Here is a 23,261-nt window from a genome sequence, read left to right as displayed (position 1 = left end):
TCACAAAAAAAGCGGCTATAGAAAGCCGCTATTCTAGCCTTTTTGTGGTTTTTCAGTCCACATGGGACTTGATGAGTTGCAGCACGAAGTCCAAGGTTTTATGGCAATCTGGCTGATTCACTAACACTAATTTATCTTTGTTATACATAGGCAAAACCTCGAGCCAGCGTTGGCTCACCCAAGCGGCGTCTTCCAAATGCACTTGAGAATAGAGCTCAAACAGATCGGGATTCACTTCATAAAATTGCTCTAATGCGGCGCTTATCAACTCAAATTCACCTTTAATCGGCTCTTCTTGCCAGTTACGGCAAGGTAAAGTACGCGCCATCCACAGCTTATCTTTGGCCTGCGCCGCTGAGAGGATGCTGACGCGTTGACGCCCTTCGAGCACTATGCTGAGTGAATCATCTTCTAGCTGATTAAAATCGATAATGTCACATTGGGTGGCAGTGGGATAACAGGGCGGACTACCACTGGGTCTAATGGTGGCAAAGGCGAGCACATACTTTCCCTTGAATACATCGGCCACCATGCGCAGATGACCGGGGTCAACCACGCGAACCTCCACCCGTCCCTGTGGCAGTAACAAGGCATCGCGCATGAGTAACGCCATTTCTCGTGTTTGCATAGCAACCTCCTGCCCCAAATAGAAGGAAACGAACTCAATGCATTCGTATTTCCTATTATTGTAGAGTGTAGCAGGGGAAAGAATTTCCTTCCTGAAGCCGCTAAGGCACAAAGACATTTGCGACCCCGCTATTTTGAATCAGGGCATTTCAACCACGTCATGTCAAACCCAGCTTTCGAGACCAAATCACTTCAACCTAAAAGTGTTCTAGCCGATCCAGCACATTTCCCCTCGCAACAACCGAGGCAAACTCCTCAGCAAGACGTTCACTCAAAGCCACAGACGTACGCCAATATTGCATCCGCTGCGCCGTGTCCAGTTGCTTAAAATCTTCACGGTCGGGGATTTTGCCAAAGGGCAATGAAGCGACAAATTCGGCCGATGGCGCCAACACTAGCGCATTGTGATAATTAGCGCGACCTTGGCGCCACTTCAAGGATTTATCGAACCATCCAGGGCTGATGGTCGGATAAAAATGCGGATACAACGTCAGCCCCTTGGCACGGGATAAAGGCAAATCAAAATGATAGTCGGTAATGCCGCCATCGTAATACTGCCCATCGGCAACGCCTTCAATTTGGGATACTGGGGCCAGCAACAAAGGAATCGACCCCGTTGCTAACATCACAGCATCGACATTAGCCTCAGTTAATTCAACCTGCTGACTGGGTAAATCGTTGAGTTGCAAAAAGGGAGATGCTGCAGCTTGTTGGCTAAAGACCACACGTTCAAAATGCCAGCCTAAACTCCGACGGCTCACTAAGTTGGTCGCCGCCGCCATCGCCAGCCCCGCCGCAAGCGGAAGCTTTGCCGTTAAACGATTTAAATGTTTAGCTCGGCACACGACGAAATGACTGTGAATATGAGCGTTATTAACGATTTCCCTGCCACCGTTTGCCCCTAAAATGCCCTGCACTACGCCTTTAACTTGCGCACTGACTTCCTGCGGTGTTGGCATATTGTCGTAACGCTGACCAATATAAAAATCCTCTAAGCGGCCATAGGCTATGAGGGGATCTTGCTGCGCCAAACACGCTAAACGCCACGCCCCTGAAGAAGCGCCGAGTGTATAAAGCGGTGTTTGTCTGTCTTTGAAAAACTCAGAAAACAGATACTTATCTAACCCAGCGATACCAAGCCATTTAGGTCCACCAGAGGCGGCAAGTAGCTGGGTAAAATGCTCAGATTTAAGACCTTGTTCTGCCAAGGTCTTAAATGCCGTTGCTCCCGCGAGAAATCGTAACGCTGACAAATCTGTGTTCCTTCAAATCAATGCCATTAAAGCAAAATAACGCATTAAACCACGATGGCGCACGTCAATAAACAATTCATATCATCGACTTAACTCAGTCGCAATGTGCATGCGACAACGTGTATTGTGCCGTACAAAGCCTCAAAAGCACGCAGGTCGATAGTGAGGTTTTCATCAATATATTCAACTGAATTTTAAATATTATTTAGAACACTAGGCTCTGAGTTAGCATATTTACGTCTTAATGTAACAATTGTTACAGTGATAACCTTCTCGGCATCAGATTGTTATTTTATCTGCACACCTAAGTTCGAGTATTGGGTCACAAACATCATTGAGAGGTTTTTATGCGTCTAGCCGTTATCGCATTGGCAGTGTCATCCACATTGGTTATTCCAGCAGTCCAAGCCGTAGAGCAACAAACCGGCTTCGAAAAAATCGAGATCATAGGCTCACGCATAGCACTACGCACGGCAACTGACAGTGTTGCGCCGGTCGATATCATTACTGCCGAACAACTCGAATCAACAGGTATGACCGAAACCGCTAAAGCGCTGCAATTTGCGGCGCCAAGCTATAGCTTCCCATTCTCCTCGGTGACTGACGGTTCAGATGCGGTGCGCCCCGCGAGCTTACGTGGCCTGTCGCCAGACCACACCTTAGTACTCGTAAATGGCAAGCGTCGCCATGGTTCTGCCCTAGTACATTTAAGTGGCACTATGGGAAAAGGCTCCTCTAACGTCGATTTAAATGCGATTCCAATGACAGCGATAAAACGCATTGAAATTCTCCGAGATGGAGCCTCGGCACAATACGGTTCAGATGCAATTGCTGGCGTAATTAACGTGGTACTCAAGGACAGCGATCAAGGGGGAAGCGTCTCGGCGCAAGCCGGACAAACCTACCAGGGTGACGGTGAGCAATGGCGTGTAGGCGTTAACCATGGGATCAGTTTAAGTAATGATGGTTTTGTGAATATCGCCCTCGAAGCGCATCACAAAGACAGCACAAACCGCGCAGGATTAGATCCACGGCAGCAATACCCTAAGTTCGCAGATGGCTCAGCAGATCCACGCGAAGCGACATTTAACCGTAAGAGCCACCACGTTGGTGATGCCGAATATGATAATGTCGGTTTGTTTATCAATGCGGTTCAGCCTATATCTACCGACGGAAAACTGTATGCCTTTGGTGGTATTAGCCAACGTGAAACTAAATCGGGTGCTTTTTACCGTTTAGCTCTCGATGCCCGTAACTTACCCGAAGTGTATCCCGACGGTTTTTTACCGCAAATTAACCCCAAAATTATCGATTCATCTCTTACCCTAGGCTATGAATTCAACCTGAGTGACTGGGACATTGATGCCTCAGTAGGATATGGTAAAAATTCATTTAACTATAATATCGTCAATACCTTAAATGCTTCCTTAGGCCCTGAAACTCCTACCGAGTTCGACGCAGGAACGTTATCGACCCGTGAAGCCAATATCAATTTGGATATTTCCCGTTATTTTGCCTTTATAAACGATTCTGAAATTCTGTTTGCGACCGGTGTTTCATGGCGCCAAAACGGCTATGAAATTGAAGCCGGAGAAGAAGATTCGTATATCAATGGTGGCTATAATGGCAAAGCAGCGGGTAGCCAAGGTTTCACCGGTTTTACCCCTGAGTCTGAGGTTGATGAAACGCGCGATAACACAGGCATTTATGCCGAACTTGAAAACCAATTAACCAACGAGTTTTACTGGGCGGCGGCACTGCGCTACGAAAACTACTCTGACTTTGGCGGCAACACGAGCTGGAAACTCGCGGGTCGTTACGATTTTACCGACAACTTAGCCCTGCGTGGCACTATCAATACAGGCTTTAGAGCGCCGAGCGTACAACAACTGTACTTCAGCAATATCTCGACGTTGTTTAATCCCGATCCAGTGACGGGGCAACTGGTTCCTATTGAATCAGGCACCTTCAACACCTTATCACCAGTGACAAAGGCGCTTGGAATTAACGAACTAGAACCTGAAATATCGCAATCATTTAGTCTCGGTCTTGTTTATACCAATAACACTGGTCTAGCGGTAACGCTCGACACTTACCAAATAGAGATTGATGACCGCATCATTTTATCTGGCGCTCTAAGACCCGCTGATAGCCCCGCGGTTGCGACCGCACTAGCAGGTACCAATGCTGATTCAGCACGCTTCTTCGTCAATGCCGTCGATAGCCGAACTCGCGGGATCGATCTTGTTGTTAGCCAAGACTTTGATATTGGCACTTGGGGCGATTTACGGGCGAACTTAGCCTATGCCTATAATAAAACCGAGATCCAAGACATCAATCTACCGTCTATTTTAGGCGGATTAGACAAGAAACTCTTTGATAGTATAGAAAGAACCCGCATGACGTCTGCTACGCCGCATAACACGGGCAGTATTGGGCTGACCCATGAACTCGGGGATTTTAAAACCAATATCCGCTTAAACTACTTTGGTGACTATAGTGAAAGTTATTCAACGGGCGATGTAAACTATAGCGATCAATGGGTGATGGATCTGTCGGTAAGATACGCCGCCACCAATGCGCTAAGCTTTACCGCTGGGGTGCAAAACTTGTTTGATGTGTATCCAGAAAAACGACCAGATAACAATAATTTCAATGGTATCTTTGTATACCCATTAACCAATACCCCCTTTGGCTTTAATGGTGGCTACTACTTTTTAGAAGCCAAATACACTTACTAAACCCGTTTTAGCTAAGTTTAATAATACTTGATGTAGAAACAGGTCATTCAATGGCCTGTTTTTTATGCCGACATGTTTAGACCTGCTTCCAATCGACAAAGCTTATGTCCTAACTGTGGTGATCGGATTATAATCTTTACCATTCGCCCATTTCACTTCCACCATGTCGAGTAGCCGATGATCGTCGATACCTTAAAAAACCGCCATATTTATCAATCCTTAAGCCCTCGGCTTGCGACTGCATTAGAACATCTAGCGACGACCGACTTTAGTCAGCTACCCGTAGGCAATTATCCCCTCGATGGCGACAATATTTTTGTGATAGTGAATGACTATCACACCAAGCATAAGTCGACAGAACCCTTTGAAGTTCATCAAAAATATATCGATGTGCAATATGTTTTCAGCGGTGAAGAAGAGTTTGGTTACTTGCCACTAGCGGAGCAAACACCCTCGAAACCCTATTTTGAAAAACACGATTACGCCGAGTTTGATTACGAGGCAAACCAAGCCAATGCCTCTTATATCAAACTCAAAGCAGGCATGTTTGCATTATTTTTCCCCGGTGACATGCATATGCCCGGCACAGGCGATATCGCCACGGCGGTGCGTAAAGTCGTGATAAAAGTGAAGATCTAAACCTTAAGCCATCTTTGCCGAACCTGAGCGTTCGATTTTTAGAGAAATAGCAACTGAAGAGCGCAGTGATATGCGCTTTGGCTATTTCCGATTAAAGCCAAATATTGCTAAAATTGTCACAAATTTAAAGGAGAGTCCCTGAAATGCCCATTTACGTTGTCGGTCACAAGATCCCCGATTCAGATTCAATCTGCGGTGCTATCGCGTTAGCCTATTTAAAAAACCAAATCGGTGAAGAAGCCATTGCCGCACGTTTAGGTGAATTGTCACCCGAAACTGCTTTTATTTTGGAACGTTTCGGCTTCGAAGCACCGGAATACAAAACCAGCTACGCTGGCGAGCAAGTGTATATCGTTGACCATTCAGAACTGACTCAAGCACCGGATGATATCGCCCAAGCGACTATCGTCGGGATTGTCGATCACCACAAGCTAGGCGATCTGACCACAGATACCCCGTTAGAATGCTGGATCCGCCCAGTAGGTTGCAGCAACACAGTGATCAAGATGATGTTCGACTTTTACCAAGTCGCTATCCCTAAAAATATCGCTGGCATCATGATGTGCGCCATTTTGAGCGATACCGTGATTTTCAAATCACCGACTTGCACCACTGCAGACATTCGCTGCGTTGAAGCCTTAGCTGAGATCGCCGGCGTTGAAGATTTCAAAGAACTGGGCATGGAAATGTTCAAAGTGAAATCAGCCGTACAAGGCACACCAGCACGCGACCTCGTTATGCGTGACTTTAAAGACTTCAACATGAACGGTAACTTGGTCGGTATCGGCCAGTTAGAAGTTATCGACCTATCAGTATTTGACGATATCAAGGCCGAGCTAGAAGCCGATATCAAAGCGCTCAAAGTGGAAGGTAACCGCCACAGCGTTTTATTGCTGCTGACTGACATCATGAAAGAAGGTTCAGAGTTATTGATTGTGTCTGACGATGCGCAGCTGACCCAACGTGCCTACGGTAAAGATACCGTTGATGGCAAAGTGTGGTTAGACGGCGTATTAAGCCGTAAGAAACAAGTAGTACCACAGCTACAAGCAGCATTCGCATAGACATCATATCGTCGCCGAATCGCAACAGTAATAACGTATTAAGGCCGAACTCAGTTCGGCCTTTTTATATTTTTAAGGCAAAATTGATATCACCTGTGCCTTAGCCTTGCTAATCACTGCAAACGAAAACGGGCATGAAACTTTGCTCATAAATCTATCCAACCAGAGAAATTGGCGAGTATGATGGCCCAATCGTCCCATTGATTTAAGCACTTTCATCTATGCCAGAAACGCTACAACATATCATCACCGAACTCACGCCTTGGCTGCAGCAATATGGTTATGTTCTGCTATTTGTTGCGATTGCTGTCGAGGGTTTTGGCATTCCGGCGCCAGGACAATCCTTATTAATTGTCGCCAGTTTATTAGCCGCTACAGGGCAAATGTCACTGCCACTAGTGTTAATCGTCGCTGCTTGCGCTGCACTCTGCGGTAACAGTTTGGGATATTTCATCGGTTGGCGCTTTGGTGATGTGTTGCTTAAGAAAGGCTGGATAAAACCGCAATTGGAAGACAAAATCCATGGCGTTATTGGTCAATATGGCATCGCCGCTTTAGTGCTGAGTCGTTTTGTTGAGGGATTAAAACAATTTATGTTTATCGGCTGCGGTCTCGCTAAAATGCCACTAAAACAATTTGTGATTGGCAATGCTCTCGCCACCAGCATTTGGGTGGCACTCTTTGGATTAGGCCCAGTGTTAATCCGCGATGAAATAGCTCCCATGCTGGCGTTTTACCACCAGCATAAATACCCCACATGGGCTATGGTCAGCCTGATACTCGCCGTGCTAATCACTTTTACTTGGCGCAGGTGGCAAACCAAAAATCCGCAGTAGGCAATTAAGCCTTGCTTACTACTTAAAATAGTTAAGTTACCGTTAGCCACATACTAATTGCGTTTGTTGCTTACAGGCATTTTGAGATTGTTCCGTCGACTCATTGCCTATACAAAAATCTAACCTTATGGTTCTTCTTTCAGAAGTCATTACGTTCGTAGCGGCAGTGGGGACCCAGTTCCATTTTTTTAATATCTGACTTGAGTATTTACCCAGCGATTTTTGAGGAACAGATTTAACGACTTCGATATTTTCGGCCTTACCCGACTCTGAAATATCAAAAGACATGACAGCACAACCAGCAATGCCCGAACGAGCGAGTTCCATTGGATATTGCGGGGCACTTTTATTTTCACGTTCCCAAATAAAACCACTCGTTGGTTTTATATCTGTAACTTGCACATCCCCATACACATTATGACTTTTTGCAAAACAATAGTTTGATACCGCAAAAATAACCAAGGCGGATAAAATTGAACACTTCATATACACTCCATTGTTTAATGAATTAAAATAATGCCTTATCACTAATTATCTTTTGATTAATAACCACTAACCCTGATAGCACTTAAGTGGTTAATAACATTAATATTCATAATACTTATTCACTCAAACCAATGACTCTAAATAAATAGTAAGCCAAAGTTTATTTCAATTTACAAGTTAACCTACCGAACTTAGCACTCCATCGCAAGACTTGACGATGAATGTCGAAATATTTTTTTAATTTTAATGAGTAAAATAAATTTACTTATGAACCATTTATTAAAAATAAAAAGCACTTTTACGTTGTTTGGAACACACATTGAAAGCACTTTCAAAACAAGGTTAAGCTCTTTAAAACTCAATCACTTTATGCCTTCAGTTTCAACCTTAGGTTGAGGTTCTGCACCGTCATTTGGCTTAGCCTCAGGCTTTGATTCCGGCGCTTTAATTGGCGCGGGTGACGCCTCAGTCGCAGCAGGCTTATCTTGTTCCTGTGATACGTTTGGCTCCTGCAATGGTGCATTAACCTTAGGTGTCGGTGAGCTTTGCTCTTCAGGTAAAGGCTCGACAATAATCACTGGCTCTTGTGGCACAGGCGTTTCACCTTCGGTAGATGTTGCAGCTTCTGACTCTGGCGCTAAGGTGCCGAGATCTTGGTTTGCAGGGCTTTCCACCGCATGTTTAGGTAATTGATTTCGATATAAATCAATCATACGCATCACCTCAGACAAGGCTTTACCATGCTCTGGAGTGAGAATGCCATTGTGCCCAGAGACGATTTCGTCAGACACGGCCAGTACCCATACGGCTTGCATATTGGCATCGGGGCAGGTTTGCACGGTACGACGAGCCTGCAGGCGAGCACGAATTTTCCAGCCCGATTGAGGCAGCGTCATCATACAGCCAGGGATTTGATCGTGCGCCATCAAGGCCGAAGGCATCTTCATTGGCGTGGTGCAATTGCCACCAGAGCATTTGTCAATATCGTGAGTAATAGCCCAAGAGTTCCCGACAGCGCGCTCGCCGTCCTTGATGTAATTGAAGGCTTCTTTTACTGCAAAATCCCCCTTCGATTGCAACACCACCATACTCGGTTTTTGTCTATCTAAGCTCACCAACGTATCTAATGGCTGATACTCTTTAGCAGGTACGGCGGGATTTAACAGTAAGAATAAATTAGGATTATCCTGCTGATTATCAATGGCGGCTTTGATGCGATCTTTACTCGCATGCAAAACAACAGCACCGCCAAGACTATGGCCAATCACAGTGTACCGCAGCAGTTTATGCTGTGTTACTAAGCTATCAAGCTTATCCAGCAGCTGTGATAGACCTAACTGCCCGATACGTTTAGCAACCCGTTTACGCTGTAAAATAGTGGGAAAATCTAAGGGTTCAATCCAACTTTTTGCATCATCTGAGCCATCGATCCAAAAAGGATCATATTTATCGCCCCGCCAGCCAACATACAAACCCAACAAGTTACGCTGGGTATCGGACGCGGCCATTTGCTGATAAAACTGCTCAAAGGCAATAAAGTTTTCATCCTTAGGCTCGGCGCTATGATGCCAGCCATGAACAAAAATCAATAATTCAGGGATCTGTGCAGGCTCTGGATGTAAAATTCGCGTCTCTAAACCTTGCCATTGCCTTTCGTCGTGGGGCTGACCTTTATCATTAAACTCAATCACATGAAAATTTTGCTTAGCGATATCAGGGCCGGGGATGTGGTAAGCCTGATCTGGAATAAAAGGAAGTAGGATGCAAAGTAATAACAACATTAAAAACAGTAACTTGTACTGAGTAAACTTTTTCAGGCTCATTTATAACAACATAATTAACGGCCAGGCTAGGCCAAAATAGACGTGCTGAAAGGGACTAACAGCAAAATTGACGAAATTATACGCTAACGCCATTAACCCAGCTAGTGCCTAAGTTGCTTTTCATCTGAACAGCAATGCTGTTTAACGCCAAGTATCGGGAAGCGTGACTTGGCTCCATAACTCTTGGCACAGCGGCTGACTATTGTGCCAGTCGCCGCCGTTAATCCATTTAACCAGCGTATCCCCCACCTTTGGATATGCAATTGGATTAGGTGATGCCGTTTTAAGCCAGCGCTTAACTATGTTCACATCAAGACTCATCATGCTATCTGCGGCCGCTAAAAGTTGTAACGCCGCCACGTTCGATAACTGCTCAAACTGGCCAATCAGTGGTTTGACTAAGAGTTTTTTACCTAAGGTTAATGCTTCGCTGGCAAGCTCAAAGCCCGCATTGCCTATCACACCACCGCAGCTGGCAAGATGTTGCTTAAACCCCTCACGATTAAAACCGTGCCATTTAATGTGCTCAGCAACTTGGCCTTTAGGTTGTTGGCTGTGATATACCAAAAACTGATAATCACTAAAATGAGACAGAAAATGAGCAATCATATCCACATCTTCAAAAGGCAAATAAACTAAAATCTGATGCGTGTGTTCGAATGGGCTGGCATCCACTTCGACAAAAGGCGGCAAAATAGGGAAGCCAAAATGATGCCAATGACACCCCAGCGCCACATCCACTGGTGCAAAATAATTGAGCAGCATCTCATTAAACCAAGTGCTACCGAGTTTTGGCACCGGATGAGTTAACGCCGCCTGATGGCTAATACCAATGGATGGCACGCCTTGGCGCCGCGCAGCCCAAGCCGACACAGGTTCAAAGTCGTTGAGTACTAAATCGTAGCAACTGAGATCTAAGGCTTTAATATCTTTAAATAACGACAAGGACAAATTTTGCCGGACAGTTTGTGGCACATTAACGCGCCCAGAGTGCGTCGCAAACGTCATTCCCGCTTGAACGCGATAATCACCAAAGCACTCCATATCGAAAAACTGATCAGGCTTACGCCCCGAAAATAGAAAGTCCACTTCAATATCTTGTTTCATCAATGCTTTAGCCATGACGCGTGCACGACTTAAGTGGCCATTCCCTGTGCCTTGAACTCCGTAGAGTATTCGCATTACGTATCCTTAAACTGATGAGTGAAGGAGAATTCCCACTAATGAAATGATTAACAGGCGCATATTTGAATTAAATCACTGGATGAACCAGCAATACCGACCCAATCCCCAATGAGGCTCCCGCCAGAATATCTAAGGGATAATGCACGCCAAGTGCAATACGTGAGCCCCCTATACTAAAAGCCCATAAATACGCAACAGGAGCCGCCGCTGGATAGATTTGCGCCACGCTCATTGCCATCACAAAGGCCGCGGCTGTATGACCAGACGGTAAGCTGAAACGATCCGATGGTTCAAAACCACTCTCAAATCCCACTAATGCATGGCATGGTCGTGTACGGCGAATGCTATTTTTCAGCAGTAAATACAGCGGTAACTCCACCAAAAAACTCGCTAACATCAAGTTGAATAGGGCCTGCCCTTGAGCGTGAGTCAGCATCAAGCCCACTGACAAATATAAATACACATGCCCATCGCCACTCGCCGATACCCGCTTTGCATGGGCATATAAACCATGACGTTGGGTGAAACTCACGATATGACAAAACATTCGCTTATCTAAGTCTGCAACGTAACTCAACATAAAACAGGCTCCTTGCTGGCATGCCAGCGAGTTTTACTGCGATGTTAATCTGTGCATTCTCTCGACGACGCTTAGAGTGCTTGGTATCACACAACCGACTCACCAAGGCCCTACTCACGATTGAATTCGTTATTTACCGTTTGCTGGCTAATTTAAAGTTTGCTAATGGTCAAACCCGAATCGAATTAGCTAAAGCACTATTAGATAACTTGAGACTAAGAAAGACCTGTGACGGCTAAGTGACATCTGCTCGAAGGTTTTATGACAAGAAGCATGGCTGGGGCTTTGATCTAGAAGGATTCTAGGGACGTTATGCTGGGGCTAAAGGATTTTTTTCAGGAATAGCGAAAGACTGAGACAGGATATTGTGTTGCTCTAAACGTTAATCTCAAGAGCAACACAATCCAATAAAACTTAGGCTGCGGCGGGAGTATTTGCCTTAGCACGGTAAATTTTTGTCAAATGGTAAATATTAATACAAGCAACAAACGCATTCATGCCGGCCACAGGCCAAGCAGAAATAAACACCCCATAAACCACAAACAGAGTGCATCCTACAAAATTCAACCATCGCAACCAAATGATATTCTTCATCATTAGAGAGATCGCCACCATTATAGAGGCAAAATAACCAATAATTTCAATCGTATTTACAGCTTCCATAGGCACCTCTCGAAGGCCCTCTACCGTCCATAAGCGTAACGGGGGGTCCATGCCCCTAAAGCAAATTAAGTTAAGTAAGTTAATTTAAACTTGGGATATAATACCAAAACACGCAACAGAGTTGTAATAAAAAACCGTTATTTAATGACCAATATCAAGTTTTACCGAATAAATTCTATAGTGTGACGAAAATTTACTACAGATGTGTTAACGGCCAAGTGGCAACAATACCGTGATTGATAACACTTTTCTTTTCAATAATCCCTTTTATACTGGCGTAAACTCGCTAAACTGTACGCAACGCGGATCAATAGGAGTGTAAATATGGAATACAACACCTCAGAACTATGTGACATGTACTTAGATGTCGTAGATGTAGTCGAGCCCATGTTCAGTAACTACGGTGGTTGTAGCTCTTTTGGCGGTTCTATTAGCACCATCAAGTGCTTTGAAGACAACGGCCTAATTACCGAAGTCCTACAAGAGGATGGCCAAGGTAAAGTCTTACTCATTGATGGCGGTGGCTCATTACGCCGTGCGCTGATCGATGGTGCTATCGCTGAACTTGCGGTTAGCAACAACTGGGAAGGCATTATCGTTTACGGTTCTGTACGCGATGTGGATGCATTGGAAGAATTAGACATTGGTATTCAAGCCCTTGCCTCTATTCCAGTGGGTGCTGATGGCAATTCAGTGGGCGAAGTGGAAATTCCAGTCAATTTTGGCGGTGTGACTTTCTTACCCGGCGATCACATTTATGCTGATAACACAGGCGTGATTTTATCACCTGAACCACTCGACATTGAGTAATCTCACTGTTCAGTCAAGAAAGCCAGCTAAGCTGGCTTTTTTATTCACTATTTTCAGCGTTTCCCCATTGAATCATCGCCCCACTCTGGCCACAATAGCTCGACTCTGGCCGAATAAGAATATCAATCTATGCCTGAATTTATTCCTTTTACCCATACCGATATCGCCTCACTCGTCAGCACAAGAACGGGCGAAACTAAGCTAGGCCAATGCGTCCATCTGGCCAATCACGAACACACGTTAGAGGCAATACTCGCCACTGCAAAAGCTCACGGTGCATGCTTTGCCATTATCGGCGTTGGCGAAGATATAGGCCCACGTGCCAATTTAGGCCGCGGCGGTGCAACCGATGCGTTCACAACCAGTATGCGCCAATGGCTCAATTTACAATCGAATCGTTTTCTTTCTGGCGCCGAATGCCTAGTGTTAGGCCAAGTGAACACCGCCGATCTGCAGCAACAAACTACGAGCAATACAACAGCTAACAGTGACGTCAACTTAGATGAATTACGTGATGCGGTGGAGCAACTCGATGAGCGCGTGATCCGCATCGTCAGTGCGATTTTAAAAGCGGGTTTAGAACCCATACTCATCGGCGGCGGCCACAACAATGCCTATGGTTTGTTGATGGCAACCTACGGCCACTACCAACGCCAAGTCGCCGCGGTGAATCTTGACCCTCATTCGGATTTTCGTCTGCTCGAAGGTCGTCACAGCGGCAATGGTTTTAGCTATGCAGCCGATCGCGGCGCCTTAGGTTGCTACCATGTACTGGGTTTACACGAGTTAAAAAACAGCGAAGCAAACCTAAGCCAACTCAGCGAATTTGGGGGAACTTGGCATAGCTTGCAACAAATTTGGGTTCGCCGTGAAATCAGCCTTAGCCAAGCTTTACTTGAAATCGCTGCCAAACTAAATGACAAAGGTTTACCCGTAGGATTAGAACTTGACGTCGATGCTATCGCTAAAATGCCCAGTAGCGCCTCAACGGCAGCGGGTGTGCCATTGCTCGATGCGGCGCATTATGTCAGCTATATCGCCCGCCACTGCCCATGCGCTTATTTGCATTTAGCCGAGGCTGCACCAAGTTGCCACGAAGCGGGGATTGAAGCCGGTTTTAGGGATGTTGGCCAAAGCCTAAGCGAGCTTATCTACGCTTATGTGCAGGCTCGCATGCAATTTTTGGCACAATGAATATCACCAGTTACACCCAACTGGGCGCTAAGCTATTCACCAAATCCTGATATTGTGGTCTAATGCCAGTCCATTTTACGTGGTCGCTAAGCACTTAATCCTACGACTGTTCAGGAGCGCCTCAAGCTAAGGCATTGCAGTTAGTTTACTAGCTCGATCACAGAGTGATAGATCAAAGATTCAGCAAATGCAGGCGATGGCTTACACTCGCAACTAATACATTGCAAAACAATAGGAACACATTGATGTCTGAGGGCGAATCTAAAAGTACCCACTTTGGTTACAAAACCGTAGAGGCCGATAAAAAGGCTGAACTCGTTGCCGGCGTGTTTCATTCTGTTGCCGCTAAGTACGACATAATGAACGATGTGATGTCCTTCGGCATTCACCGTTTTTGGAAACGTTACACCATTGAAGTCTCTGGCGCCCGCCCTGGCATGAAAGTGCTCGATTTGGCCGGCGGTACAGGTGACTTAACCGCAAAATTCTCTCACTTAGTGGGTGATAAAGGTGAAGTGGTTTTAGCTGACATTAACGATTCCATGTTAAAAGTCGGGCGCACTAAGTTGCGCGACAAGGGCATAGTCAACAATGTCAGTTATGTGCAAGCCAACGCCGAAGCACTGCCGTTTCCCGATAACCACTTCGACATCATTACCATCGCCTTTGGTCTGCGTAACGTGACCGATAAAGATGCGGCGCTGCGTTCAATGAATCGCGTGCTTAAGCCCGGTGGCAAGTTATTAGTGCTAGAGTTCTCTAAGCCTCAGCATGAAATTATGCGTAAAGTGTATGATTTATATAGCTTCAAAGTCTTACCTAAGATGGGTGAACTCATCACTAAAGATGCCGACAGCTACGAGTATCTGGCAGAATCGATCCGCATGCACCCAGATCAAGACACATTAAAACAAATGATGGTTGATGCAGGCTTTGAACAAGTCGACTACACCAACATGACCGACGGCATTGTCGCATTGCACCGTGGTTATAAATTCTAATGATGCCGCAAGAAGTTGTGCTGCTTGCCTGCGCCGCAATTGAAACGGGTCTGAAAAAACTTCAGGCCCAAGCGGGCGACGATTATTCGCGCCAGCGCCAGTTGCATGGCAAAGTGTTTCGTATCCAATTATCACAGCTCAGCTGGCCATTCTATTTAGTGTTTGCCAAAGAGATCCAAGTACTGAGCCGCTATGAAGGCGATATCGATGTCAGTCTACATGCCGATGCGACGACGCTTTACCGCGTGTCCGAAGGCGCCAACCTAACTGAACTAATCAAGCAAGATAAACTCAAGCTTGAGGGCGATCTCAATTTATTACAAAGCTTTAGCCAATATCTACGCGGTATCGAATTTGACTTTGCCGAGCCAATATCCCGTTATTTAGGTGATGGTCTCACTCACAAACTCATCTGTTCTAGCCATCAGGCAAAAGACTTTGCACTCGAAGTGTTGCGTAAAACCCGCTCCCACTTAGGGGAACTCGCAGTTGAAGAGTATCGCCTCGCACCGCACCCAATTGAGTTAGTGCACTTTCGCGATCAAATGGATGATTTAGTTGCCGACACTCGCGCGATTGAACAACGGATTGCCCAATTAAGAGACCAAATTAAGCCATGACCTTTGCCAGTATCCGCCGCGGTTACCACGTCATCAAGACCTTACTTCAGTACGGGTTAGATGACGTATTGCCGCCAAAGATGACACCTTGGTACTTTAAACTCGCCCGTAACAGCCTATTCTGGATCCGCAATAAGCATAAAAATAAGCCCGGTGGCGAACGCTTAAAATTGGCGATGCAGGAACTCGGCCCCGTTTATATCAAGCTTGGGCAAATGCTCTCAACCCGCCGCGATTTACTCAGCGATGAATGGGCCAGTGAATTGGCCATGCTACAAGACAAAGTGCCGCCCTTTGATGGTGCACTTGCCCGCCAAGCGATTGAAGCTGAGCTAAAAGCGCCGATTGAATCCCTATTCGATGACTTTAATGAAACGCCACTGGCCTCAGCCTCTATTTCTCAGGTGCATACCGCGACCTTAAAATCTAACGGCAAAGACGTCGTACTTAAGGTGCTACGCCCGAATGTAGAAACCAAGATTCAAGCCGATCTGCAGTTAATGTCGCAAACTGCCAAACTGATTGAATACCTCCTCGGTGAAGGTAACCGACTGCGCCCTGCTGAAGTGATCGAAGATTACCGCGTGACCATTTTAGGCGAGTTAAACCTTAAGCTCGAAGCCTTAAACGCAGTCAAGCTACGCAACAACTTCCTCAACTCAGATGCGCTCTATGTGCCTTATGTGTATGAAGAGTTTTGCTATCCACGCCTGATGGTGATGGAACGTATTTACGGTATTTCTGTCTCGGATATTGTCGCCCTTAAAGCGCAAGGTACCAACTTTAAGTTATTGGCCGAGCGAGGTGTTGAATTATTTTTTACCCAAGTATTCCGCGATAACTTTTTCCACGCCGACATGCATCCGGGCAATATCTTTATTTCCCGCGATCATCCTGAGAACCCATACTACATTGGGCTCGACTGCGGCATCATGGGCACACTCAGCGAAGTCGATAAGCGCTATCTCGCCGAAAATTTCCTCGCCTTCTTTAATCGCGATTATCACAGAATCGCCCAGCTCTATATTGAGTCTGGCTGGGTATCGGAAAAAACCGATCTACAAGCTTTCGAACAGGCCATCAAAGTGGTGTGTGAACCTATGTTCAACAAGCCGCTCGACGAGATCTCCTTTGGTCATGTGTTACTGGAATTATTCCGCACTGCGCGCCACTTCGATATCGTGGTGCAACCGCAATTGGTATTGTTGGAAAAAACCTTACTCTACATAGAAGGCTTAGGCCGTCAGCTGTATCCGCAGTTGGATTTATGGCAAACCGCCAAACCCTTTTTAGAGCAGTGGATGGCCGACCAAGTCGGTCCTAAAGCTATGTTTAAAAAGGTATCCACAAAACTGCCATATTGGGCTGATAAACTACCTGAATTCCCTGAACTAATTTACGATAATCTTAAGTTAGGCAGGAAATTGCTGAGTTCTCAGCAACAAATGCTAGATAAGTATTTGAAATATCAGCAGCAGGCACACAAGAGTAACTACTTGCTTATCACTTCTGCCGTTTTATTGATCTGTGGCACGTTATTGATTAATAGAGACGCTACACTATGGACCCCTTATGTTTGTCTAATTTCAGGCATGATATTGTGGTTTGTAGGATGGCGATCTAGGCCAAAGAATCGCAAATTTTAGCTAGCACTAATTAATCAGAGGTTCATAATAGAACCGATATCAATTAAGAGGATACCTTCATGGGTGGTATTAGTATTTGGCAACTGCTTATCGTTGCGTTAATCGTTGTCTTGTTGTTTGGAACTAAGAAATTACGCTCTTTGGGTGGTGATTTAGGTGGTGCGGTTAAAGGCTTCAAAAACGCCATGTCTTCAGAAGAAGACAAGAAGGCATTAGAAGACACCGAAGCGGCTAAAACAGCGCAAACAACTCAACAGGCGACTGAAAAGAAACCTGAGTCTAACAAAGAACAGGCGTAACTCTTTATGTTTGACGGTATCGGCTTTATGGAGCTGCTGCTGATCGGTGTTTTGGGGCTAGTGGTTCTTGGCCCCGAACGTCTACCGGTTGCGGTGCGTTCGGTAACGAGTTGGATCCGTGCGATGAAACGCATGGCGAACTCGGTAAAAGAAGAGCTTGAGCAGGAGCTGAAGATCGAGCAGTTGCATGCCGATCTTAAAAAAGCCGAGAGCAAAGGTTTATCTAACCTCTCACCTGAACTCAAAGAGTCTATTGAGCAACTAAAGCAAGCGGCACAGTCAGTGAACCGCCCTTATCAGGTTCAGGATCCATCAAAAGACACCCCTGCGCCTGAGAATCAAATTCACACTCCTGCTCAAGTGAATCCAGTTCAAGCTAGCCAAACTAATCCAACAGCCACTGTAGAGGCGAGTCAAACATCGGCTTCTCCCGCTACTTCAAGTGAGCCATCTCAGGGCGTGGATACCAGTTCTAACCCGAAAGCCAACGGATAATTCATGTCGCAACAGCAGCCACTTATCAGCCATTTGCTTGAACTTAGGTCCAAGCTGCTAAAATCCATTGCTAGTGTGTTATTAGTGTTCATTTGTAGTGTGTACTGGGCAAATGATATCTACCACTACATGGCAATACCTTTAATGCAATCTTTGCCTCTTGGTGGCAGCATGATTGCGACGGATGTCGCTGCACCATTTTTTGCACCTTTCAAACTAACCCTCGTTTTATCATTTTTTGTGGCAGTGCCCTACGTGTTATTTCAAATTTGGTCCTTCGTGGCACCGGGTTTATATAAACATGAAAAACGCTTAGTGATGCCACTGCTATTCAGCAGTACCTTATTGTTTTATCTTGGCATTGCATTTGCTTATTATCTTGTATTCCCTGTTGTTTTTGGTTTTTTTGCTAACAATGCGCCAGAGGGAGTTCAAGTAGCGACAGACATTACCAGTTACCTTAACTTTATTCTGAAGCTGTTCTTTGCTTTTGGTCTATCCTTTGAAATCCCCATTGCCGTTGTTTTACTCTGCTGGTCAGGTGTCACTACACCTGAAGATCTCAAGCAAAAACGTCCTTATATCATAGTGGGCGCCTTTGTCGTCGGCATGCTATTAACCCCACCAGATGTGATTTCCCAGACTATGCTTGCTGTACCAATGCTGTTATTGTTCGAAGGCGGTTTATTAGCGGCTCGTTTCTACAGCAAACCAGATGACGAGTCAGACGAAGATACTGAACAAACAAACGACTAACGTCCTCGAAGGCGTTAGGGGAATAATATAATAAGGAACATTCTCATGCGCTTAACCCTTATCACGGCAGCGATCATGCTTGTATCTGTCCAAGCAAATGCCAGCATTGAACAACAGTTAACCCAATGTGCAGCAACCGCCGATAAACTCGACCGCTTGATTTGCTATGACAAGCTAGCAGAAAGCGTAAAAGCTGACACCATTAGCACTCAAGCTATACCGGCTACAGTAGCAACAGTTGCAGTCCCTACGACTGCAGCAGCGATAGTGGCAACCGCACCCCAAGCGCCAACGGCAAAAATTGCCGATGACTTTGGGATGGAAGCCAAGCGTGTTCAAGAAAATACTGTCGATAAGATTTATTTAGAGATTCAATCTATAGCTGAAGATGCCTACGGAGACATTAAAGTGACTTTCACTAACGGTCAGGTATGGAAACAAACTGATGGCCGTAAGTACAATGTTAAGCAAGGTGAAACTGTCTATATTGAAAAAGCCGCTTTAGGTTCTTTTTTAATGGGTACCGATGATCGCAATGCCAAGGTTCGGGTAAAACGCCTAAAATAATGCCCTCATACATAGATATCGCTGTCAATTTACTTGGCAGCGCACTCGAACAAGATACTGTATCGATAATACAAGCGGCGGCGGACCAAGGGGTTTCGCCGTTAATTGTTATTGGCAGCGATTTAACTGAAAGTGCGGCAGCTATTGCTGTATGCGAGCAATATCCTAACCAACTTTATTGCACTGCTGGTGTGCATCCCCACCATGCCAGTGGTTGGCATGATGGCTCAAACGCTCGACAAGCTGAACTCTGTCACACACCGCAAGTGGTTGCCGTTGGCGAATGTGGTTTAGACTACAATCGTGATTTCTCCCCGAGACCTATCCAGCGCCAAGCTTTTATTGCCCAACTCGCCTTAGCCGTTGAACTTCAAATGCCCGTACTGATGCACGAGCGCGATGCCCACGAAGACTTTATCGCAATCCTGCGTGAATATCGACCTCAGCTTAATGGTGCGCTTTTACATTGTTTCACAGGCACTCACGCACAGATGGAAGCCTATATTGACCTCGATTTACACTTAGGCATAACAGGTTGGGTCTGTGATGAAAGACGCGGCCAAGAACTAGCGCAACTCGTCCCCTTTATTCCGCAGAATCGCATTTTAATCGAGACAGATAGCCCTTACCTACTCCCCCGTAGTATGCGACCTAAGCCTAAATCGAGCAAAAACAAGCCCGAATACCTTCCTTATATCGCAAATTATATTGCAAACCTACGCGGAGAGGATGCGGATGAGTTTGCAAAACGTTGCTACCAAAATAGCTTAGCGTTTTTTAATTTGGATCGAATCCATGCTTAACAAAAACATGCCACTCATATTCTTGATGTGGCTATGGATATGCCCAACACAGGCCTTGGCAACCCTATTGAGCATTGACGAGTCAACCACGACGCCTTTAAACCTTACGCCTTGGTTAATGGTCAGCCACCCTACACCAGCAAAAGAACTGGCCGAAATACAAGCTTTGCCAAAAACTGATTGGCATAACTTTACCAATAAAGACATTCAAAAACTCAGCGGCCATGATTTTTGGCTCAGTTTCAGCTTAACCAGCCCTGACGAAACACTTTCGCGCATTTTAGCGCTAGATAACCCTTTGTTAGACAAGGTAACTATCTACCATTTAGTCAATAATAAACTCATGAATACTGTGCTGATGGGTGATATATTCCCCTATGAGGATCGACCATTCTTGAGTAATATTTTCCTATATCCTTTCAAGATCAACACAGATGACTCCCATACTTTCTATCTGCATATTCAAACTGAAGGTAGTGCTGCAGTACCATTAAACCTATGGTCTTCTAATGACTTAGCTCAAATTGCCGAATCTACAGCCGTTGAGCATGGATTCCAACTTGGTGTACTTGCCGCAATTGGCATTTTTAGCCTTTTTATCGCCATAGCATCGGGCTCATTCAGCTACAGCTATTACTCTGGCTATGTCCTTAGCATGACCTTACTCGTTGCCACGATTAACGGTTTTGCCTTCCGATTCCTCTGGCCAGACTGGCCGCTATTGCAGCAAGTTATGGTGCCGTTTTTACTGCCAATCGTTATGGCATTTGCGTTAATGTTTACTGAAAAAATATTACAGCTCAAATATTTAAACCGCCGTATGTTACTCACTTGTCGCTATAGTGCTGTGTATATCCTCTGTGTGGGACTTACCACACCTTTCATCCAATATGGTACAGCGTTATATATTGAGATCATTTCAGTTGCTGTACTCAGCTTAGTCCTCATGGTCTTTGCCATTACTCAGGCTATCAATGGCCATAAACTGGCACGTATGTACACTATTGGCTGGGTGAGTATGCTGACTGGCGCTTGCATCAGTAGCTTGCTATATCTCAGCGTGATTGACCTCAATTTAAAACCGCAAACACCTGTCATGCTCGGCCTGACATTTGAAATCATTTTTATGTCTTTGGTACTTGCCATTCGTTATAACGATGAGCGTAAAGCTAAACTGCGTATCCAGCAAGAAGCCTTGAAACAAGCACAGAAAATTCGTAGTGCGCGGGAAGAAGCCCTAAAAGCGGAAGCCGAGAGCAATGAGAAACTCGAACAAATGGTGCAAGAGCGGACTTTAGAACTGGAAATCACCCTCAGAGAATTGCATGAGGTGAATCAAAAGCTCACAGAACAAAGTACTATCGACAGTTTAACTGGGGTCAAAAACCGCAGTGCCTTTGATAAACGTTTAATCGCTGAAAGCCGGATCAGTCGCAGGCAAGAAACTCCCATAGCACTGTTAATGCTTGATATTGATCGCTTCAAGCTGATCAACGACAGATTCGGTCATCTTGCAGGCGATCAAGCATTACGTACAATAGCTCAAACATTACAGCAGCATTTAAAACGGCCAACGGATCTAGTGTCACGTTTTGGGGGGGAGGAATTTGCTATCATCCTTCCTAATACAACTGCAGAAGGTGCTCTCCAAGTTGCTGAAACAATAAGAGACGCTGTTGCCTCTATTCATTTTGAATGGGAAGGTGAAGCGATACCTTTGACTATCAGTATCGGAGTCAGTGCCGATATAGTGACCCACGATCAACACAGTACTAAATTACTAGAACAAGCAGATAAAGCCCTCTACCAAGCAAAAAATGGTGGACGTAATCAAGTCAGCTTGTATTTGTCGGATCAAGCAAGACCAGTACCTAATTAGGAGTCAAATGTGAATATCATTACCAGTGCCTTCCCTCAGCGTAGAATGCGCCGCATGCGTAAACATGATTTTAGCCGTCGCCTCATGGCCGAAAATCATCTAACGGTCAATGACTTGATTTACCCAATGTTTATTCTAGAAGGCACTAATCGCAGTGAAAAAATAGCCTCTATGCCCGGTGTTGAGCGCTACTCGATAGACTTACTACTGAAAGAAGCTGAAGAACTGGTTGAGTTAGGTATCCCATTGATCGCACTTTTCCCTGTGACACCTGCAGAGAAAAAAACATTAATGGCAGAAGAAGCCTATAACGCAGATGCCCTAGTGCAACGTGCAGTACGCGAGCTCAAAAAAGCCTTTCCACAGCTAGGCATCATGACTGACGTGGCACTAGATCCTTTCACCACTCACGGTCAAGACGGCATCATAGACGAAACGGGCTATATCCTTAACGATATCACCACCGAGATTTTAGTGAAGCAAGCACTGTCACACGCCGATGCTGGAGCTGACATCATTGCACCATCGGACATGATGGATGGCCGCATTGGCGCGATTCGCCAAGCATTAGAAGCGGCAGGGCACGTCAACACCCAAATCATGGCTTACTCGGCAAAATACTCTTCAAACTACTACGGCCCATTCCGTGATGCCGTAGGCTCAGCGGGTAACCTCAAAGGTGGCAATAAGCATAGCTATCAAATGGATCCAGCGAACAGTGACGAAGCTTTGCATGAAGTCGCACTCGATATCCAAGAAGGAGCCGATATGGTGATGGTTAAGCCAGGTATGCCGTATTTAGATATAGTGCATCGCGTTAAAACTGAACTTGCAGTGCCAACATTCGCCTATCAAGTCAGTGGTGAATACGCCATGCATATGGCTGCAATCCAGAATGGATGGTTAGCCGAAAAGGCCATCGTCATGGAGTCCCTACTCTGCTTTAAACGCGCAGGCGCAGACGGTATTTTAACTTACTTCGCTAAACGTGCTGCCCAGTGGCTTAAAAAAGAAGCTTAAGCAACCTAATGCGAAACTAATGCAAAAGCACCACCTCAAAGCAGCCTTCTGGCTGCTTTTTTTATCGATGAATAGTGAAAAATCTGGAAGTAAAGCTTGTGTATTGAGGGGAAGAAAAGACTCGTCAACAAAGCTAATAGCAATACTTACAGTCGGCAGCATTGCTATTAGTGCAAATAATGTTACAGATTATAAAAGCAAAAAAGCCAGCTTATTCAGCTGGCTTGGTTACATCTCAATGAGATAATTAGGCGCTTGGCGATGACCTACTCTC

At 45.5% G+C, this 23,261-nt stretch carries 24 protein-coding genes; 17 read left to right on the top strand and 7 right to left on the bottom strand.

Annotated features, from left to right (window positions below; genetic code table 11):
• Nucleotides 1–52: 52 nt before the first annotated feature.
• Together GWI56_RS12205 and GWI56_RS12200 are read right to left on the bottom strand one after the other, a co-directional pair.
• Nucleotides 53–628: an LON peptidase substrate-binding domain-containing protein gene (locus GWI56_RS12205; protein ID WP_105251225.1), complete on the bottom strand. Its 576-nt coding sequence runs from the start codon at nt 626–628 to the stop codon at nt 53–55.
• A 196-nt stretch (nt 629–824) separates the two neighbouring features.
• Nucleotides 825–1,880 (bottom strand): alpha/beta hydrolase, encoded by a 1,056-nt coding sequence (locus GWI56_RS12200; RefSeq protein ID WP_105251224.1) that lies wholly within the window; start codon nt 1,878–1,880, stop codon nt 825–827.
• Nucleotides 1,881–2,227: 347 nt separating this feature from the next.
• On the opposite strand from GWI56_RS12200, the gene GWI56_RS12195 reads away from it, so the two are divergent.
• From GWI56_RS12195 to GWI56_RS12180, 4 genes are all read left to right on the top strand, one after another.
• On the top strand, nt 2,228–4,621 hold the full coding sequence (locus tag GWI56_RS12195; protein WP_198573030.1) for a TonB-dependent receptor: 2,394 nt from the start codon (nt 2,228–2,230) through the stop codon (nt 4,619–4,621).
• Between the two features lie 177 nt (nt 4,622–4,798).
• Nucleotides 4,799–5,260, top strand: coding sequence for a YhcH/YjgK/YiaL family protein (locus GWI56_RS12190; protein ID WP_198573029.1), 462 nt, complete (start codon nt 4,799–4,801; stop codon nt 5,258–5,260).
• A gap of 143 nt (nt 5,261–5,403) precedes the next feature.
• Nucleotides 5,404–6,324, top strand: coding sequence for a manganese-dependent inorganic pyrophosphatase (locus GWI56_RS12185; RefSeq protein ID WP_173496421.1), 921 nt, complete (start codon nt 5,404–5,406; stop codon nt 6,322–6,324).
• Between the two features lie 221 nt (nt 6,325–6,545).
• On the top strand, nt 6,546–7,160 hold the full coding sequence (locus tag GWI56_RS12180) for a DedA family protein (RefSeq protein WP_198573028.1): 615 nt from the start codon (nt 6,546–6,548) through the stop codon (nt 7,158–7,160).
• Nucleotides 7,161–7,202: 42 nt separating this feature from the next.
• On the opposite strand, the gene GWI56_RS12175 is transcribed toward GWI56_RS12180, so the two are convergent.
• From GWI56_RS12175 to GWI56_RS12155, 5 genes are all read right to left on the bottom strand, one after another.
• Nucleotides 7,203–7,646 carry an energy transducer TonB gene (locus GWI56_RS12175; RefSeq protein WP_113940127.1) on the bottom strand — a complete coding sequence of 148 codons (444 nt, stop codon included), beginning with the start codon at nt 7,644–7,646 and terminating at the stop codon, nt 7,203–7,205.
• Between the two features lie 362 nt (nt 7,647–8,008).
• Nucleotides 8,009–9,469 (bottom strand): thioesterase, encoded by a 1,461-nt coding sequence (locus GWI56_RS12170; RefSeq protein ID WP_198573027.1) that lies wholly within the window; start codon nt 9,467–9,469, stop codon nt 8,009–8,011.
• A 141-nt stretch (nt 9,470–9,610) separates the two neighbouring features.
• On the bottom strand, nt 9,611–10,651 hold the full coding sequence (locus GWI56_RS12165) for an MJ1255/VC2487 family glycosyltransferase (protein ID WP_198573026.1): 1,041 nt from the start codon (nt 10,649–10,651) through the stop codon (nt 9,611–9,613).
• A gap of 70 nt (nt 10,652–10,721) precedes the next feature.
• A complete protein-coding gene (locus GWI56_RS12160) occupies nt 10,722–11,234 on the bottom strand; it encodes a phosphatase PAP2 family protein (RefSeq protein WP_198573025.1) in 513 nt (170 codons plus the stop codon).
• Between the two features lie 414 nt (nt 11,235–11,648).
• Nucleotides 11,649–11,897 carry a YgjV family protein gene (locus GWI56_RS12155; protein WP_113940145.1) on the bottom strand — a complete coding sequence of 83 codons (249 nt, stop codon included), beginning with the start codon at nt 11,895–11,897 and terminating at the stop codon, nt 11,649–11,651.
• Between the two features lie 324 nt (nt 11,898–12,221).
• On the opposite strand from GWI56_RS12155, the gene rraA reads away from it, so the two are divergent.
• From rraA to GWI56_RS12090, 13 genes are all read left to right on the top strand, one after another.
• On the top strand, nt 12,222–12,707 hold the full coding sequence (gene rraA, locus GWI56_RS12150) for a ribonuclease E activity regulator RraA (protein ID WP_105251214.1): 486 nt from the start codon (nt 12,222–12,224) through the stop codon (nt 12,705–12,707).
• Between the two features lie 129 nt (nt 12,708–12,836).
• Nucleotides 12,837–13,901 carry a formimidoylglutamase gene (locus GWI56_RS12145; RefSeq protein ID WP_198573024.1) on the top strand — a complete coding sequence of 355 codons (1,065 nt, stop codon included), beginning with the start codon at nt 12,837–12,839 and terminating at the stop codon, nt 13,899–13,901.
• Between the two features lie 245 nt (nt 13,902–14,146).
• Nucleotides 14,147–14,902 (top strand): bifunctional demethylmenaquinone methyltransferase/2-methoxy-6-polyprenyl-1,4-benzoquinol methylase UbiE, encoded by a 756-nt coding sequence (gene ubiE, locus GWI56_RS12140; RefSeq protein WP_006083326.1) that lies wholly within the window; start codon nt 14,147–14,149, stop codon nt 14,900–14,902.
• The gene (locus GWI56_RS12135) at nt 14,902–15,522 is read left to right on the top strand and encodes an SCP2 sterol-binding domain-containing protein (RefSeq protein ID WP_198573023.1); all 621 of its coding nucleotides are present in this window, start codon (nt 14,902–14,904) and stop codon (nt 15,520–15,522) included. The genes ubiE and GWI56_RS12135 overlap by 1 nt, the downstream gene beginning before the upstream one ends.
• Nucleotides 15,519–17,168, top strand: coding sequence for a ubiquinone biosynthesis regulatory protein kinase UbiB (gene ubiB, locus GWI56_RS12130; protein ID WP_198573022.1), 1,650 nt, complete (start codon nt 15,519–15,521; stop codon nt 17,166–17,168). Before GWI56_RS12135 ends, ubiB begins: the two co-directional genes overlap by 4 nt.
• Nucleotides 17,169–17,227: 59 nt before the next feature.
• Nucleotides 17,228–17,467, top strand: coding sequence for a Sec-independent protein translocase subunit TatA (gene tatA / locus GWI56_RS12125; RefSeq protein WP_006083329.1), 240 nt, complete (start codon nt 17,228–17,230; stop codon nt 17,465–17,467).
• 6 nt (nt 17,468–17,473) lie between these two features.
• Nucleotides 17,474–17,962, top strand: coding sequence for a Sec-independent protein translocase protein TatB (gene tatB, locus GWI56_RS12120; RefSeq protein WP_131523493.1), 489 nt, complete (start codon nt 17,474–17,476; stop codon nt 17,960–17,962).
• A gap of 3 nt (nt 17,963–17,965) precedes the next feature.
• Nucleotides 17,966–18,718, top strand: coding sequence for a twin-arginine translocase subunit TatC (gene tatC / locus GWI56_RS12115; RefSeq protein WP_113940134.1), 753 nt, complete (start codon nt 17,966–17,968; stop codon nt 18,716–18,718).
• A gap of 45 nt (nt 18,719–18,763) precedes the next feature.
• Complete coding sequence (locus GWI56_RS12110; protein WP_198573021.1) at nt 18,764–19,285, top strand: hypothetical protein; 522 nt, start codon at nt 18,764–18,766, stop codon at nt 19,283–19,285.
• Nucleotides 19,285–20,088 carry a TatD family hydrolase gene (locus GWI56_RS12105; protein ID WP_198573020.1) on the top strand — a complete coding sequence of 268 codons (804 nt, stop codon included), beginning with the start codon at nt 19,285–19,287 and terminating at the stop codon, nt 20,086–20,088. Before GWI56_RS12110 ends, GWI56_RS12105 begins: the two co-directional genes overlap by 1 nt.
• Nucleotides 20,081–21,967 carry a diguanylate cyclase gene (locus GWI56_RS12100; RefSeq protein ID WP_198573019.1) on the top strand — a complete coding sequence of 629 codons (1,887 nt, stop codon included), beginning with the start codon at nt 20,081–20,083 and terminating at the stop codon, nt 21,965–21,967. The genes GWI56_RS12105 and GWI56_RS12100 overlap by 8 nt, the downstream gene beginning before the upstream one ends.
• A gap of 9 nt (nt 21,968–21,976) precedes the next feature.
• Complete coding sequence (gene hemB / locus GWI56_RS12095; RefSeq protein ID WP_198573018.1) at nt 21,977–22,987, top strand: porphobilinogen synthase; 1,011 nt, start codon at nt 21,977–21,979, stop codon at nt 22,985–22,987.
• A gap of 19 nt (nt 22,988–23,006) precedes the next feature.
• Nucleotides 23,007–23,234 carry a hypothetical protein gene (locus GWI56_RS12090; RefSeq protein WP_198573017.1) on the top strand — a complete coding sequence of 76 codons (228 nt, stop codon included), beginning with the start codon at nt 23,007–23,009 and terminating at the stop codon, nt 23,232–23,234.
• Nucleotides 23,235–23,261 lie beyond the last annotated feature (27 nt).

Source organism: Shewanella sp. DW31 (assembly GCF_015767295.1).
In the GTDB taxonomy this organism is placed as follows: Bacteria; Pseudomonadota; Gammaproteobacteria; order Enterobacterales; family Shewanellaceae; genus Shewanella; species Shewanella oncorhynchi.
The sequence above is the reverse complement of the archived record's forward strand: the minus strand, read 5'-3'. Positions and strand labels throughout refer to the sequence as shown.